Origin of the sequence: Parundibacterium terreum, from assembly GCF_014636315.1 — a bacterium.
GTDB lineage: Bacteria > Pseudomonadota > Gammaproteobacteria > Burkholderiales > Burkholderiaceae_D > Undibacterium > Undibacterium terreum.
On the sequence record NZ_BMED01000001.1, the window covers coordinates 144,688 to 160,860 of the forward strand.

At 52.1% G+C, this 16,173-nt stretch carries 15 protein-coding genes and 1 tRNA gene; 6 read left to right on the plus strand and 10 right to left on the minus strand.

Features of this window, described 5'->3' with window-relative positions:
• Positions 1 to 14: 14 nt before the first annotated feature.
• Positions 15 to 416 carry a DUF2177 family protein gene (locus IEW12_RS00650; protein ID WP_229750840.1) on the minus strand — a complete coding sequence of 134 codons (402 nt, stop codon included), beginning with the start codon at positions 414 to 416 and terminating at the stop codon, positions 15 to 17.
• Positions 417 to 726: 310 nt separating this feature from the next.
• Between IEW12_RS00650 and IEW12_RS00655 the strand changes: the two genes are divergently transcribed.
• Complete coding sequence (locus IEW12_RS00655) at positions 727 to 1,134, plus strand: hypothetical protein (RefSeq protein ID WP_188564079.1); 408 nt, start codon at positions 727 to 729, stop codon at positions 1,132 to 1,134.
• 90 nt (positions 1,135 to 1,224) lie between these two features.
• Here the strand turns inward: IEW12_RS00655 and IEW12_RS00660 are convergent, their stop codons facing one another.
• The 4 genes from IEW12_RS00660 to IEW12_RS00675 form a co-directional block, all read right to left on the minus strand.
• The gene (locus IEW12_RS00660; protein ID WP_188564080.1) at positions 1,225 to 1,401 is read right to left on the minus strand and encodes a hypothetical protein; all 177 of its coding nucleotides are present in this window, start codon (positions 1,399 to 1,401) and stop codon (positions 1,225 to 1,227) included.
• 168 nt (positions 1,402 to 1,569) lie between these two features.
• The gene (locus IEW12_RS00665; protein WP_188564081.1) at positions 1,570 to 1,809 is read right to left on the minus strand and encodes a hypothetical protein; all 240 of its coding nucleotides are present in this window, start codon (positions 1,807 to 1,809) and stop codon (positions 1,570 to 1,572) included.
• 87 nt (positions 1,810 to 1,896) lie between these two features.
• Entirely contained in the window at positions 1,897 to 2,145 is a 249-nt protein-coding gene (locus IEW12_RS00670; protein ID WP_188564082.1) for a hypothetical protein, read from the minus strand.
• Positions 2,146 to 2,215: 70 nt separating this feature from the next.
• Positions 2,216 to 3,169, minus strand: a complete 954-nt coding sequence (locus tag IEW12_RS00675; protein ID WP_188564083.1) for a LysR family transcriptional regulator — start codon at positions 3,167 to 3,169, stop codon at positions 2,216 to 2,218.
• Positions 3,170 to 3,415: 246 nt separating this feature from the next.
• Here IEW12_RS00675 and IEW12_RS00680 point away from each other — a divergent pair, with 246 nt between their 5' ends.
• The 3 genes from IEW12_RS00680 to IEW12_RS00690 all read left to right on the plus strand — a co-directional run bounded on the left by IEW12_RS00680 (position 3,416) and on the right by IEW12_RS00690 (position 6,472).
• Entirely contained in the window at positions 3,416 to 4,198 is a 783-nt protein-coding gene (locus IEW12_RS00680) for an SDR family oxidoreductase (protein ID WP_188564084.1), read from the plus strand.
• A gap of 228 nt (positions 4,199 to 4,426) precedes the next feature.
• The gene (locus IEW12_RS00685) at positions 4,427 to 5,533 is read left to right on the plus strand and encodes an acyltransferase family protein (protein WP_188564085.1); all 1,107 of its coding nucleotides are present in this window, start codon (positions 4,427 to 4,429) and stop codon (positions 5,531 to 5,533) included.
• Positions 5,534 to 5,692: 159 nt separating this feature from the next.
• A complete protein-coding gene (locus IEW12_RS00690; RefSeq protein ID WP_188564086.1) occupies positions 5,693 to 6,472 on the plus strand; it encodes a class I SAM-dependent methyltransferase in 780 nt (259 codons plus the stop codon).
• A 118-nt stretch (positions 6,473 to 6,590) separates the two neighbouring features.
• Here IEW12_RS00690 and IEW12_RS00695 read toward each other — a convergent pair.
• Positions 6,591 to 6,680, minus strand: a tRNA-Ser gene (locus tag IEW12_RS00695).
• Between the two features lie 420 nt (positions 6,681 to 7,100).
• Here IEW12_RS00695 and IEW12_RS00700 point away from each other — a divergent pair.
• Positions 7,101 to 8,864 (plus strand): GGDEF domain-containing protein, encoded by a 1,764-nt coding sequence (locus IEW12_RS00700; protein ID WP_188565569.1) that lies wholly within the window; start codon positions 7,101 to 7,103, stop codon positions 8,862 to 8,864.
• A 190-nt stretch (positions 8,865 to 9,054) separates the two neighbouring features.
• On the opposite strand, the gene serS is transcribed toward IEW12_RS00700, so the two are convergent.
• The 4 genes from serS to IEW12_RS00720 all read right to left on the minus strand — a co-directional run bounded on the left by serS (position 9,055) and on the right by IEW12_RS00720 (position 14,890).
• Positions 9,055 to 10,353 carry a serine--tRNA ligase gene (gene serS, locus IEW12_RS00705; protein ID WP_188564087.1) on the minus strand — a complete coding sequence of 433 codons (1,299 nt, stop codon included), beginning with the start codon at positions 10,351 to 10,353 and terminating at the stop codon, positions 9,055 to 9,057.
• A 172-nt stretch (positions 10,354 to 10,525) separates the two neighbouring features.
• The gene (locus tag IEW12_RS00710; protein ID WP_188564088.1) at positions 10,526 to 11,830 is read right to left on the minus strand and encodes a replication-associated recombination protein A; all 1,305 of its coding nucleotides are present in this window, start codon (positions 11,828 to 11,830) and stop codon (positions 10,526 to 10,528) included.
• Positions 11,831 to 11,899: 69 nt separating this feature from the next.
• Positions 11,900 to 12,544, minus strand: coding sequence for an outer membrane lipoprotein chaperone LolA (gene lolA / locus IEW12_RS00715; protein WP_371874476.1), 645 nt, complete (start codon positions 12,542 to 12,544; stop codon positions 11,900 to 11,902).
• Between the two features lie 9 nt (positions 12,545 to 12,553).
• Positions 12,554 to 14,890: a DNA translocase FtsK gene (locus tag IEW12_RS00720; RefSeq protein WP_188564089.1), complete on the minus strand. Its 2,337-nt coding sequence runs from the start codon at positions 14,888 to 14,890 to the stop codon at positions 12,554 to 12,556.
• Positions 14,891 to 15,202: 312 nt separating this feature from the next.
• Here IEW12_RS00720 and trxB point away from each other — a divergent pair, with 312 nt between their 5' ends.
• Entirely contained in the window at positions 15,203 to 16,150 is a 948-nt protein-coding gene (trxB, locus tag IEW12_RS00725) for a thioredoxin-disulfide reductase (RefSeq protein ID WP_188564090.1), read from the plus strand.
• The last annotated feature ends 23 nt before the right edge of the window (positions 16,151 to 16,173 follow it).

Consider the following 16,173-nt stretch of genomic DNA (forward strand, 5'->3'; position numbering starts at 1 on the left):
CGCCTACTTGATGTTCATTTAAACCAGCTTGCCCCAACGAATCCAGTCGTCGCCGCCATCGACGTGGCAAACATACCCCATACGATATCCACCAGTGCCAACTGTCTGGACCAGCCCTTGATGGTTGCGAGATTGCTCAAGTCATAGGTGCCATAGGCAACCATGCCAAGCAATGCCCCGTATACCATGGCCTTGAAGAAATTGCCGCTCTTGAGTGCCGGGCGCACGCTGAATACGACGACCCCGAAAATATAAATCAGGTAAAACAGTGCGGCAGCAGCCATATCCACATGGCCCAATAAGTCACCCAGCTGGGAACGGTAAAAGTCTTTGGCCACATGTTCCAGCCACAAATAATCCAGGCCGCAAAATACCAGCGCGCAGCAAAGAAAAGCGATGTGATATTTTTTCATCATATGGTGATCATTGCCCTATAGTGAATAGGCGGAACAGGCGAAGATTTAATAAGCTCAAGCATCGTACTGATAGGCATAATGAATTCCGGCAAGCCAAAGGGAATGTATATTTCGTTACAAAAACAGGTAAGTACGTTACCGCACATAAGACGGCGCCGACCTAGGCTATAAAGTACACATAAGAAACATACAGGCTATCTCACCAGGCAATGTTTGCCTGAGAGTAAAGCTTGTTGATGATATTTGTGAATAAAAGTTCCGCGCCGTCAAAGGTAATGCAAATCCTGGTAAAACCCTATTGGAGGTAACTATGTCTTACATTAATTTCAAGGCTGTAACGACTTTGGAATCCACGCACGATATTTTCGTTAATGCGGAAAATATCAAATACATAGAAGTTTCCCATAGGCGACAAATTGGGAAGAGCCTGATCCATATGATAGGCACGACCGACATGATTGCAGTGGATACCGAGTTCCAGGAAATACCCGGCATTCTGCCTATATTAACGAGGGAAAATTTGCCCAATGTCTCGGGCGGACCTGACTACGAAGGCAGTATTGTGTATGTCAACCCAGTGCATGCCAATACCGTGACTCCCATCAAGGAGATGTATGTAGTCAGGTTCAATGATGGCAGTGAATTGATGCTGCGGTCCAGGCCTGCATTTCTGGCGCGCCAGCCACAGTCCAAGGTAGCATCCGTAGAATATTCCTAGAAAGCCTTGGCGCCAGCGCAGCCTTTTCCCAGGCGGAAAAACTGCCGCGGCGCTTATTCGTCTGCCGGGCTCGTCCGGATGTAGCGTCAGCTAGCCGACATTTCCTTCTATCCAATCTCCATACTGAAAACCAGGGTCGGCAGGAGCGTCGGTGCGTTCAGGGTCTTGTACTGTTTTACGGGATTCAGCAGCGTCTTTCAAGGCTCCATTTTTTACTTGCGCATCTGCACGGAGCTGGTCTTTGTTGCGTTCAAATGATGTACTCATAAAAGCCTCCTGTTAACAATCGAGCGCGAACATTACTGCGTTCGTTCCATTCAGACCGTGGCTATCTTGTACAGTTCTTACAAAAAGTGAAAGCGTGTGTAAGTATTTTCAATGAGTATCGTCGATGCGTATCACCAGTCAGCATCGTCGATGCAAACACGCCGAAGCTTAAAGACTATTATTGCCTTTAGGATTGTCGAATAATCTGCCCACGGTAGCGAGGCCGGATGAGGGCTCCTCGCGGACATGAGAGATTTTATTCAATGGGTGATTTACTTTTCCCAACTCGATAAAATAGGCAAGCTCGGTGTAGCCGCACACCTTGAGTTGCTCAAGCTGTCGTTCCAGGGTATTAGCAGCTCGATTATTTCTGTAATCGATAATGCTGATGACATTATTTGCTTTCATGCGTACTCCTGAAAGTCAGTATGTTCACAATGCGGGCGCTCACCAAAGCAAGCAGGCTCCGGATGTTCGCCCGGTATTGCAATGCGGCTACTCTTCTATGCCCAGCCCTTTTTCTATCATCGTCTCTATATAAGAGATGACATACATTCGGAGATCATTGCCGACTGCGGCATTGTCGACCAGTCTACCGCCAATTTCACCCTTGAAATCACCTTCCTGATAAACAAAGGCTTTCCACACAGCATTCTCGCCGGAACTGAATTCAGCCTTGTACTGGAATTTTTCACCGCTGACCTTGCGCGTGTATTCATCTTCAAATGTTGTGGCATGTGGCATGCAAGCTCCTGATTTTTGACGCTTGGACTATCCTAGCACGAACTTGAACATCCGCGTTTTGAAACGAAGATCAGCTACCCAGGCCGGTGCGCTGAAGCTGACGCAACTCCGCAGTCGGAATACTGTACTCCTTGCTGTTGAGCAAATGCGCAATAGAAAAATCGATGAACTTTCTCACTCGTCTGGGGATGTCTACTCGCTGCTTGTAGTAGATATACAAGCCCAACCGTTCGCTGGTGAACTCACATAAAAGAGGAATAAGCTGGCCGGCGCGTATGGGTGCGGTGGAATTAATACTGTCGATCAAGCCTATGCCAAATCCTGCAGTAACGGCGCCGAGTTCCGCTTCCGGATCATTGGTGCAAAAAGCTGCATGTATGTCCCGATAGCTGATTTCATTGTCGATGGAAAACTCCCACGGAAACAGGCGCCCTGTGCTTGGCTGCCGGTATCCTATGCAGGCGTGCTGGGCCAGGTCCTCGATGCTCGCCGGTGTGCCGCGATTTTGCAGATAAGAAGGGGAAGCACAGGCCAGTTGCTGTATCGCGAAAAGACGCCTGACGATCATATCCCCCACCGGTTCCGATCCAGCCCTGAATCCGACATCAATGCGCTGTGCAACGATATCGGTGAAGTCATTTTCCAATAGCAGTTCTATTTCAATCTTAGGATGCAATGCGTGGAAGTCCGCCAGCATTGGCAGCAAGACTTTTTTACCTACCGCTCCGGCAGCACTGATGCGTATCAGGCCTTCATCGTCACTTGCGGAGGCCTTGGCCTGCGCCAATGCCCGCAGCATGCCGTCCAGATTCGGCTTGACTGCTTCCAGGAAGCGTCTGCCGTCTTCCGTCAGGCTATTTTGGCGGGTAGTACGGTGGAATAGCCGCACCCCCAGCTCGGATTCCAGTTGCCGTATGGTTTTGCTGATCGATTGCGGCGTAGTGCCCTGCTCTACCGCCACTTTGTGAAAGCTCGCCAGTTCCGCCGCTTTTGCAAACACGGTGATCGCGCGCAATTCATCCATATACAGCCCCCTGTTTCTCTCGCAAAAATTGCGAAGCATGTCTGAGACTATAAACCATTAGTTGTGAATGAAACCCATTTTTTGGACTATTCGGTGAAGTTGTGCTGTCCTATAGTTCATCCCATCCTAGACACGCAGCTTGCAGGACGACTCCAACCGGAGCCACATTTCGGACTTTTTGCGGAATTTTATTAACACTCATTGTCATTTAATTATTTTTTTAATATCACTTTCGAAGGAAATATCATGAACAACGCTTCTCAAGTACAAGACAAACCTCTGGCTGGTCGTATTGCTGTCGTAACCGGTGCTTCCAGCGGCATAGGCGCCGCCTCCGCAAAGCTGCTGGCACAAAAAGGTGCCAAGGTCGCCGTACTGGCTCGCCGCAAGGACAAGCTGGCGCAGTTGGTTGAGGAAATTAGCGCAGCCGGCGGCACGGCGATTGCGATCGAAGTCGATGTGACCGATCAGGAATCCGTGGATAAGGCAGCAGCCAAAGTTGTCACAACGTTCGGCCGCGCCGACCTGGTGTTCAACAATGCCGGTGTCATGCTGCCGGGCGCGATTGAAGAGCGTAAGCTGGAAGAATGGGATAGCCAGATCGACTTGAACGTTACCGGCCTGATGCGTGTGATCCATGCATTCATCCCGCAACTGACGCAAGCTGCAGCAGAGGGTGCGACTGTGGATCTGATCAATACCTCCTCCATTGCTGGCCAGTACATCTATCCTTATTTCGCCGTGTACTCTGCGACGAAAGCCTATGTCAGCCACCTGACGCGGCATATGCGTGTTGAACTCGGTGCAAAGAACGTACGTGTATCAATGATAGAGCCAGGTATAGTCGCGACAGAGCTGCAAGGCCACGTCACTTTCCAGGGCGCCAAAGACTGGCTGGCCAATGCCAAGGAAACGATAGAATTCCTGCAGCCTGAAGATGTGGCGCAAGTCGTCGGCTTCTTGGCAGGCCTGCCCAAGCATGTGAATTTGCAACAGGTCGTCGTTATGCCGACGAAGCAAGGAATCTAAGCCAGTCAGATTGACAGCCTGTCTCGGAAAAGAGGAAACACTCGCGAAGCAGAGACACTCTTTGCTTCGCTGAAGAATTGCTTAAGGCCTCGAAAGTTCAGAGTTTTAATTTTGAGAGGCTTTCAACTCAAAATGCGACAGAGAAATTTAAATAATTGTATTGTGGAATTAAATAACCTTGGGAAACTGTGAGATAGTATATTTATTTCAATGTTTCTCGGGACAGTAGTGAACAATACCTTTTCTACATACTTGGATGCCATCCGCTTTCTGGCGGCATTGACCGTCATGGCTGCTCACATGACGTTTAAGGAGTACACAGGGGGAAATATCCCTTATCAAGGTGCGTGGGCGGGTGCTGCAGTCGTAGTGTTCTTTGTTTTGTCCGGATATGTGATCCGCTTCGTATCCAAAGAAAAGGAAACTACGCTAACTGACTACGCGGTTAGCCGCATGGCGCGCATTTACTCGGTGGCGATTCCTGCAATCCTCCTTACCATGCTCCTGGATGGCATCTGTTATTTCTTGGGTACTGACAAGCCTTTGCCAGCTTATCAATATTTACAGCTATGGAAGTATATGCCCCTCTTCCTGGCCTTTTTGACGGATGTGGGGCCTTTCCATGAGGGCATGCTGACGGATGTCGCATTTTGGTCGCTGTCTTATGAGGTTTGGTATTACGTGCTCTTTGCCATTGTGGTGTATTGGTCCGGCTGGAAGAAATGGGCCTTGGCAGCCATCCTGCTGGTGGCACTCGGTATTCCAATATTGATTTATTTGCCTATCTGGTTAATCGGGGTGGGGCTTTATGAATTGCATCAGCGCGTCACCGTCAAAAAAATGTCTGCGCGTATTATGTTTGCCTTGTCATTTTTGGGATTATTCGCAATCCGCTTGACGGGAGCCGACGATATGTCGGACGAATGGATGAGTAATATTCTAGGCGGCTATCCCGAAAAGCATCTGCATAATTCGCAACACTTTCTGGGGCATTACATGATTGCAGCGGTGATGACGACGAATCTGTTTGCTGCCAAATATGCTGAACTGGACTTTCTGAACAAACCTTGGCTGCGCAAGGCAATCGTCTATTTGGCATCATTCACATTTGCACTCTATTTGGCGCATCGCCCATTGATGGACTTCTACCTTTTTGTATTTCACCACAACCCGCATTCTTTTTATAGCGTGGTCGGAATGGTAGTTTTTGCGCTTTTGGGCTCATGGTTATTTGGATTAGGTACCGAACATAAGAAACAGTGGTGGAAGAATATCTTCACCAAACTGATCAAGCGAACACCGAGACTGGGGATGGTTCCTGCAACTCAAATTTAGTGCGGGGGGAGCGAGAACCTTCAGGGGTAAGATGTCGAGCCTCATAAGCCGCAAATCAACAAGGATTTAGCGGGCCGAAAGGGCTTTCGAAATGGTGTGCCCAGCAAACTTTTCTGCAGAGGGATATGATCTGGCTACAACAAACTTTGGAGACCTGACATGAAACTATTGTCCACCCGGCTCAAGGGCCATGCACTTGGTATTGTTTGCGTGGCGAGTGCTCTGCTCATATCGGTAGCCGCCGCCCATGCAGCAGATAATACTCCCGCCGCTGCCCTTGCCGCCGACACCAGTCGCCCGGCCGAGGATGTGGCGCGTGATGCGGACCGCAAACCGGCAGATATGATCGCCTTCGCACAAGTCAAATCCGGTCAGACCGTAATCGACTACTTTCCGGGAAAAGGCTATTTCACCCGCATTTTCAGCACTGCAGTAGGCCCGCAGGGAGCGGTGTACGCTGTTACGCCTCAGGTATTGATCGACAAGATGAAGGGCCGCCCTCTTCCGCCTGCAGTCTCGGGTGAGGCCGGGCGCGGCATTGTGCACGAGGCGACAGGTGTTGGCGCCACACTCAATGTGCCGGCCAAGGCTGATCTGGTATGGACTTCACAAAACTACCATGACATTCATATCTGGGGAGGAGCCGAAGGCGCAGCCCAATTGAACAAGGCAGTGTTTGATGCGTTGAAGCCGGGCGGCGTCTATGTCGTGTTGGATCATGCGGGGGCCGCAGGGTTGGATGACGCCGGCATGGCAAAGCTGCACCGCATTGATGAAGCACTGGTCAAAAAAGAAGTGACGGCGGCAGGTTTTGTTTTTGATGGTGAATCAAAATTGCTGCGCAATCCGGCGGACTCGCATGACAATGCAGTTTTTGACACGGGCATCCGTGGCAAGACCGACCAGTTCATCCTGCGTTTTCGCAAGCCCGGCAATTAATAAATTTGATCAGCGTGAGATGTGAGGCTGGCGATGCAGCGATCGCCACTGCTCATATGGCAAGCGGCATAAAAAAAGCTCCGGAATCCGGAGCTTTAATTTTTCTTCTTTGATTTTTTGGCGGAGAGGGGGGGATTCGAACCCCCGTTAGGATCGCTCCTAAGCCTGATTTCGAGTCAGGTACATTCAACCACTCTGCCACCTCTCCCGCAAAAATCAATTTCGCCACTGCAATTATGCATCGAGCAGCGAAGCCAAAGAGTATAGCAAAAAATTATTTCATTTCATAGCGCAAAGTAATTCCTGCTTCAATTTTTATGGATGATCCCAGTGGCTATAAGAATATCTCTACAGCAAGGTTGACACACTGCGGTAATAAAACGGCATTACTATTCGGCAATATGAGCAAATTCTGTCCCTAGCATGCGCCGTTCATGCCGGGGCCGGAGCGCGACTTATTCCATATGGCGCTGTCGGCGGCTTTCGTTTTGCTTGCGCCCTTTTAAAGGTTGATATCATGGGCGCTGTGTTGACAAGCCATTCCGAAGAGTTTGCTTCCTATGAAGCGGCACTTCCTTCGACTCCCGCTGTTTCAGCCTCAAGACAGGTGCAGGATGGGGACCAGAAGATGCTGGCGCAACTGAACCGCATCATCAGTCACAGGCTATTGACCGCCCGCTTTCAGCCCATCATCCAGATGCATACCGGTGAAATACTGGGGTATGAAGGTTTGATCCGAGGCCCCTCGGATAGTCCGCTGCACTCCCCTGTCAACTTGTTCAAGGCTGCATCGGAAAATCATTTGACCGTCACCGTGGAGCATTTGTGCCGGCGTATCGTGCTGGAGCAGTTTGCTGCGTTGGAGCTACCTGGCAAGCTATTCTTGAACGTGAGCCCGGAGAGCCTGCTGCAGCGTGATGTCAAGCATGGTGAGACCCTGGACTATATCCATGATATCGGCATCAACCCGGCACGGGTGATCATCGAGCTGACCGAATACCAGCCTACCCACGATTATGCGTTGCTCAGCGAAGCTGTGATGCATTACCGTAAGATGGGTTTTGAGATTGCGATCGACGATCTGGGTGAAGGTTTTTCCAGCCTGCGCCTGTGGTCTGAACTGAAGCCGGATTATGTGAAGATCGACATGCATTTCATCCAGGGCATAGACCATGATCCTGTGAAGATGCAGTTCGTCCGTTCAATACAAAGCATTGCAGAAAAATCCGGTACCAAGGTAGTGGCCGAGGGCATAGAGACGCAGGCGGAGCTGATTGCGATACGCGATCTGGGTGTGGCTTGCGGCCAAGGCTACCATATCGCCAAGCCACATCCTAATCCCGGCCGCGCGGTGTCGGCGGAAGTTGCCAAGATCTTGAGCGTGAACGCCATCCACCGCCGCACCTCGAATAATTTTGAGCAGGCTGTCACGGTAGAGAAAATCCTGAAAACGCCGACAACGATCAATTCATCGATGCTGAACAACCAGGTGGATGACCTGTTCCTGCGCGACCCCAAGCTGCAAATCATCCCCGTCGTCGATAACGGCATACCGGTAGGCCTGATCAATCGCTATCACATGATCGATCGTTTCGCCCGCCCCTATCAGCGCGAACTGTATGGCAGAAAACCCTGCAAGGTGTTCATGGACCCGCATCCCATCATCGTGGACAAGAACACCAGCATGCAGGATGTCAGCCATATCATCGTCGAAGCCAATCCGGATCACCTGATCAACGGCATCATCATCACCGATCAGGGACGCTACCTGGGCCTGGGTACCGGACCCGATCTGATGCGGGAAATTACGCAAATGCAGATCAATGCGGCACGCTATGCGAATCCGCTGACGCAACTGCCCGGCAATGTGCCTATCAATGAACACATAGACCAGCTATTGCAGAGCCATACCTCGTTTTGTGCCTGCTACTGCGATCTGGACCACTTCAAGCCTTTCAATGACGTATATGGTTACAGGCGCGGCGACGACATCATACAGATGACTAGCGAAGTGCTGAAAAAACATTGTGATGCGCAGTATGACTTTATCGGCCATATCGGCGGCGATGACTTTATCATCCTGTTCCAGAGTGCCGACTGGGAAGCGCGCTGCCAGGGCATATTGCATAGCTTTGCTGTCGCCATCCAGGAGTTTTACAGCAATGAAGACCGCGAGCGTGGAGGTTATATTAGCGAAGACCGGCAAGGCAAGAAGGTGTTCTATCCCTTGATCAGCTTGTCCTTGGGCGTAGTGAAATCCAGGGCGAGCCTGCATTACTCGCATCATCAGATTTCGATTGCAGCATCGGACGCAAAAAAACAGGCCAAGAAAATTCATGGCAATAGCCTCTTTGTCGACCGCAGGATCGATGCCGAACTACGGCCGGCATGATCTAGCTAGTTTCTATACAGGGAAGCTGACGGCAAGGTCTGGGCCTGGGTCTGGCCGTTGCTGGTCTGGCTAACTACATTTTCAACGCTCACTGCGTGATACTAGTTGGGCCTCAATGGAAAAATGTTGGGTAAAAAAAAGCCCGGACAATTTGTAATGTCCGGGCTTTTTTATTGATTGCGTGACTCGCTTATTTTGATGCCGGCAGCAACTTTTCTATGCCGCCCATATAAGGACGCAGGGCTTCAGGAATCGTTACACTGCCGTCCGCTTGCTGGTAGTTTTCCAGCACGGCGACCAGCGTGCGGCCCACTGCCAGCGCGGAACCGTTCAAGGTATGCACCAGCTCAGGTTTGCCTTGCGCATTGCGGAAACGTGCCTGCATGCGGCGTGCCTGGAAAGCACCCATGTTGGAGATCGACGAAATCTCGCGATAGGTGTTCTGTGCCGGCAGCCACACTTCCAGATCATAGGTTTTGGTCGCACCAAAGCCCATATCGCCTGTACACAGGCTCATTACACGGTAAGGCAAGCCCAGTTTTTTCAGGATGGTTTCTGCGTGGCCAACCATTTCTTCCAGTGCCTCAAACGATTTCTCCGGGTGTACGACCTGTACCAACTCCACTTTGTCGAATTGATGCTGGCGTATCATGCCGCGGGTATCGCGGCCATAGCTGCCCGCTTCGGAACGGAAGCAAGGTGTGTGGGCCGTCAATTTCAGCGGCAGATCTTCCGCAGCGACGATTTCATCGCGTACGGTGTTGGTCAGTGTCACCTCAGCCGTCGGGATCAGGTACAGGGTTTCGCCCTCGCCTTCCTGGCCGCCTTTTTTGACAGCGAACAGATCGGCTTCAAATTTGGGCAACTGGCCGGTGCCGCGCATGGAGTCGGCGTTGACCATGTAAGGCGTATAACATTCCGTATAGCCGTGATCCAGCGTCTGCGTATCCAGCATGAATTGCGCCAGCGCGCGATGCAGGCGGGCCATGCCGCCCTTTAGCACGGCAAAGCGAGAACCAGTGAGTTTGACGGCAACATCAAATTCCAGGCCCAGGGTAGCGCCCACGTCCACATGGTCTTTGACTTCAAAGGAAAATGCCGGTGGCGTGCCAACTTTGCGCACTTCCACATTGCCGGTCTCGTCAGCCCCGACAGGTACAGATTCATCCGGCAGATTGGGGATGGCCAGCATGAAATTGCTGATCTCGGTCTGCAATTCGCCCAGCCGCACCTCGGATGCCTTCAGTTCGTCAGCGATGCCGCCGACTTCGGCCATTACCGCAGATGCGTCTTCGCCCTTGCCCTTCAGCATGCCGATTTGCTTGGACAAGGTATTGCGTTTGCCTTGCAGCTCTTCAGTACGGGTCTGTATTTGTTTGCGCTCGGCTTCCAGTGCATTGAAAGCGGCGACATCAAGTTGAAACTTGCGCGAGGCCAGACGTGCTGCGACCTTGTCTATGTCTTTGCGGAGGAGTTGGATGTCGATCATGGCGATTTATGCAATATGCGATGTTGTTATCTGAACCGCATATTGTACCAATAGACAGCGGGTTTTAGAAAAACCTTGTGATATCTGCAAAAACAAAGAATACGGCCCTCTTTAAGCCAAAAGACGGCAGATTCAAGCTAAAGCGCGGCAAAGGCCGCCGTAATAGTGTGCTCTAGGATTTACCAGCATCTTCATCCAGCTTTTTAAGAAATACCATTTTCTCCGCAATCTTGCTTTCTATGCCGCGCGGTACCGGCTGATACCAGTGGGGATCGGCGATGCCGTCTGGAAGATAGGTTTCTCCTGCAGCGTACGCGTGCGGCTCGTCATGGGCATAGCGATACTCGTGCCCGTAACCTAGTTCCTTCATCAGCTTGGTCGGTGCGTTACGCAGATGGACAGGCACTTCACGGGACTTGTCCTGTTTTACAAAAGCCATGGCTTGGTTGAAGGCGTTGTAGCCCGCATTGCTCTTGGCGGCGATTGCCAGGTAGATGACGGCCTGCCCCAGTGCCAATTCGCCCTCCGGTGAACCGAGACGTTCATAGGTGGTGGCCGCATCATTGGCGATCTGGATTGCGCGCGGATCAGCCAGGCCTATGTCTTCCCATGCCATGCGCACGATGCGGCGCGACAGATACCTGGCATCCGCGCCGCCATCCAGCATGCGGCATAGCCAGTAAAGTGCGGCGTCCGGATTGGAGCCGCGCACTGATTTGTGCAGTGCTGATATCTGGTCATAGAAATTGTCGCCGCCCTTGTCGAAGCGGCGTGCATTCAGTGTCAGCGCGTTCTGGATGAATTCCGGCGTGATCCGGTTGGTGCGCGCAGCACCCGATGCGGTGCTGGTTTGTTCCAAAAGGTTCAGCAGCCGGCGCGCATCGCCATCGGCGTAACCCACCAGCGTATCAATCGCTGCCTCATCGAATTCCAGATGCTGCAAAACCTTGGCTTGGGCAATCGCTACCAGTTGCTTTAGTTCCTCTTCGCTCAGCGATTTCAGCACATACACCTGGGCGCGCGACAGCAGCGCGGAATTGACTTCAAACGAGGGATTTTCTGTGGTCGCGCCGATGAAGGTCACCAGGCCAGACTCTGCATACGGCAGCAAAGCGTCCTGCTGAGATTTGTTGAAGCGATGGATTTCGTCGACAAACAATATCGTATGCTTGCCCATCGCCAGGTTCTGCTCCGCCTGCTCCATCGCGGCGCGAATATCCTTGACGCCGGAAAATACGGCCGACAGCGCGATGAACTCGCATTCAAAGGCATTCGCAGTAAGCCGCGCCAGCGTGGTCTTGCCGACGCCGGGCGGTCCCCACAGTATCATTGAATGCGGCTTGCCGGATTCAAAAGCCAGCCTTAGTGGCTTGCCCTGTCCCAGCAGGTGGGTCTGGCCTATTACTTCATCCAGGGTTTTGGGGCGCAGCGCCTCCGCCAGTGGCGGTGTGGGCTCTATCTTGAACAAATCAGACATGGCTTGCATCCTTAAAGCACAGGACAGGCCAAACAATCAGGGTATTGCATCCAGCATTAAAACCTGACTTCATTGCTGGAATACGTCCGCGCCGGCCGGTACCACAAACTTGAACTGGTCGGCTTTAAGCACCGGATTTTTTTCTACATTCTTCAGCGTGATCAGGGAAATCTGGCCAAAACTGTCGCGCAGTTCCAGCGCCATTGGGGCACCATCCTTCATGCCTATACCGATGTGGTCGAAGTTGCTGTCCTTGGATTTGGGGATGGCTTCAAACCATTCCAGGCCCTGCTTGGGGCCTACTTCTTTCAGCGTGAAGTTCTTTTCCAGATCGCTGCTGCCGAACAGGATGGCGGCCGGGCTTGATCCCAGCGCATCGCCCAGTTTTTTGATTGTGACCTGGTTCAGATCCTTGTCATAGATAAACAGTTTGTCGCCATCTGCCTGCAATAGCTGCTCATACGGCTTTAAATAAGACCAGATGAATTTACCAGGGCGCGCAAACTGGAAGGTGCCGGTGGATGTCTTGGACATCTTGGTCTGGCCATCGACCATCTTGACTATCTGCTGGGAAAACTCTCCTTTTGCACTTTTGGTATTGGCGACGAAGGATTTGAATTGTTCCATGCCGGACGCTTGCGCCAGCATTGGCAAAACCAGCGCACCAATGGCGGCGATGGTCGCGATTTTTTTAAACAAGTTGCTCTTTTTCACTCTGTTTTCCTATTCTGCGGTATTCCCGGCTGGCACTAGGATTTCCCGGTTGCCGTTCGACTGCATCGTTGATACTAGGCCGCTTTGTTCCATCTGTTCCAGCAGGCGCGCGGCGCGATTGTAGCCTATGCGCAAGTGACGTTGTACCAGCGAGATCGACGCGCGGCGGTTTTTCAGCACCACCGCCACTGCCTGGTCGTAAAGTGCGTCGGCCTCGCCGTTGCCGCCTCCCTCGCCTGCAACTGCGCCCTCTCCGCCCTCTTCCAGCACACCGCCCTCCAGTATGCCTTCTATGTAATTTGGCTCACCCTGGGCTTTCAGATGCTCTACTACCCTGTGTACTTCTTCATCCGATACAAATGCACCGTGCACACGAATCGGCAAACCTGTCCCTGGCGGCATGTACAGCATATCGCCCATACCCAGCAGGGCTTCCGCGCCCATCTGGTCCAGAATGGTACGGGAGTCTATCTTGCTGCTGACCTGGAATGCGATCCTGGTCGGGATATTGGCCTTGATCAGGCCGGTAATCACATCTACAGAAGGACGTTGGGTCGCAAGGATCAAATGCAAGCCTGCGGCACGGGCTTTTTGCGCAATACGCGCAATCAATTCCTCTACCTTCTTGCCGACAACCATCATCAGATCTGCCAATTCGTCGATGATGATGACGATGGTCGGCAGTTTTTCCAGAGGCTCAGGCGCATCCGGTGTCAGGCTGAATGGGTTGGGGATCAACTCTTCACGCTTTTGCGCTTCCGCTATCTTGGCGTTATAGCCGGCCAGGTTACGCACGCCCAGCTTGGACATCAGCTTATAGCGTTTCTCCATTTCAGCTACCGCCCAGTTCAGCGCATGGCCGGCCTGGCGCATGTCGGTCACTACCGGCGCCAGCAGATGCGGGATGCCTTCATAGACGGACATTTCCAACATCTTCGGATCGATCAGTATCATCCGCACATCATTGGGATCGGATTTATACAACAGCGACAGAATGGTGGCATTGATGCCCACGGATTTACCCGAGCCGGTGGTACCCGCAACCAGCAAGTGAGGCATCTTGGCGAGATCGGCTACAACCGCATGCCCGGCGATATCCTTGCCCAGCGCAACCGTCAGGCTGGAATTGCTGTCGTTGTAGACCTTGGAGCCGAGGATCTCGGTCAGGCGCACGATCTGGCGTTTGGGATTGGGCAATTCCAGGCCCATGTAATTCTTGCCTGGAATGGTTTCAACCACCCGTATCGATGTCAGCGACAGCGAACGCGCGATATCCCGCGCCAGGCCGACAATCTGGCTACCCTTGACGCCGGTGGCGGGTTCTATCTCATAGCGCGTAATCACAGGGCCAGGATAGGCTGCGATCACCTTGGCGTCGACGCCAAAATCGGACAGTTTCTTCTCTATCAGGCGGCTGGTAAATTCCAGCGTTTCTATGCTGACTGTTTCCTGTACTTGCGGCGGATCATCCAGCAAGGATAATGGCGGCAGCTTGGTGTCCGGCATATCGTTGAACAACGACACTTGCCGCTCTTTTTCGACGCGCTCAGATTTTTGCACGGCGACAACCTGAGGTTCTATCCGTATAGGTGGCGCTTCAACAATCTTGGCCCTTTCATGCACGACAACTTCTTCGCGTTTGACTGCCGCGGTCTGCCCTACCCGGCGGTCTTCACGGGCTGCGATCTTGCTTTGGATGAAGGTAAATATAGATTCTATGCCTTGGCCGAGATTTTCGGCGACGACCAGCCAGGACACATGAAAGTACAGGCTGATGCCGAGGGCAAACAGCAGCAGCAATAACAAGGTGGCTCCGGTGAAGCCAAAGGCGACAAATGCGCCATGCCCTATCAACTCTCCAAGGACGCCTCCCGGCGCGCGCGGCACCGGTGTTTTCAGGCTGTACATGCGCAGATACTCTATGCCCATGCTGCCTGCCAGCAGCAAGGCGAAACCGGCGGCTTGTATAAACTTTTCGTATTGATGCTCAGGCTCGCCTGTTGTTTCTACGACAAGGCGCTTGGTAAGTTGCCGGTAGTCCTTCCAGACCATACGTAATAAGGCAATACACAACCACCATGCAGACAAGCCAAAAATGAATAATAATAAATCGGCAATCCAGGCACCCACGCGACCGCCGATGTTGTGAATTTGCGGTACCACACTGGCATGCGACCAGCCTGGGTCAAGCTTTGCATAGCTGACCAGAATCAGTATCAAATAAACACTAAGAGCAGCAACGACAATCCAGCGTGCTTCGGTCAGAAGCACGACGACACGGCTTGGCAACGGTTGCGCAGGGGCAGTAGTACGCTTGCGTGTGTAGGCTTCGTTAGTAGTAGTCATAAATCTTGGAAGGAAAAGCCACACAAAGAGTTTCAAAACGGTGACAAGATAGCATGTAAGGGGGGTACTCGCCAATCAGACTAATCCTACGGGCAATATTTCTCCTGGAATAGAGGCCAGATTCCGCTTCGGGGCGTGGCTGTAGCAAGTCTCAATGGGCGTATTCGTCTATAATCTCACCCTGCTCCGATCCGCGCCAATAGATTTAGCCGTTTACTTGAAATTTTGTGTTCCGGCACTACTTTTATTAACGCATCAGGATAAAAATTACGCTGTCTTACTCTTTGCTTTAGCTTATTACTCAGGTTTCCTATGTCCACTCCTAAACATGCCCACGTCTTGATTCTTGGTTCCGGTCCTGCTGGTTATTCTGCAGCGGTATATGCCGCCCGCGCCAATCTGAAGCCCGTACTGATCACCGGTGTAGAACAAGGCGGTCAGTTGATGACCACGACGGATGTGGAAAACTGGCCGGCCGACCCTATGGGTGTGCAAGGTCCGGAGCTGATGCAGCGTTTTTTGCAGCATGCCGAGCGTTTCAATACAGAAATCATTTTTGACTACATTCATACTGCCAAGCTGAATGAGAAGCCTATCCGTTTGATCGGCGACCAGGGTGAATACACTTGCGATTCCTTGATTATCGCAACCGGCGCATCGGCGCAGTACCTGGGCCTGGCGTCTGAGCAGGCTTTCATGGGCAAAGGCGTGTCCGCCTGCGCTACTTGCGACGGTTTCTTCTATCGCGGCAAGGAAGTAGCAGTAGTCGGCGGTGGTAATACCGCAGTGGAAGAAGCGCTCTACCTGTCCAATATTGCCAGCAAGGTAACAGTCATCCACAGGCGCGAGAAATTCCGCGCTGAAGCGATCCTGATTGACCGCCTGATGGCAAAGGTTGCCGAAGGCAAGATCGAAGTCAAATGGAACCACACGCTGGACGAAGTGATCGGTGATGACTCCGGCGTGACCGGCATCAAGATCAAATCCAGCAAGGACGATAGTGTGACGGATATTTCCTTGCATGGCGTGTTCATTGCGATCGGCCACAAACCAAACACCAGCATTTTTGAAGGCCAGCTGGATATGCATAACGGCTACATCAAAACCAAAACCGGCCTGGAAGGTATGGCTACTGCAACCAATATCCCTGGCGTATTTGCCGCCGGCGACGTGCAGGATCATGTATATCGCCAGGCAATCACCAGCGCCGGAACAGGCTGTATGGCGGCACTGGATGCACAGCGTTTCCTGGAAGAGTAATTAAACCGCTTTTCCGAAACCAT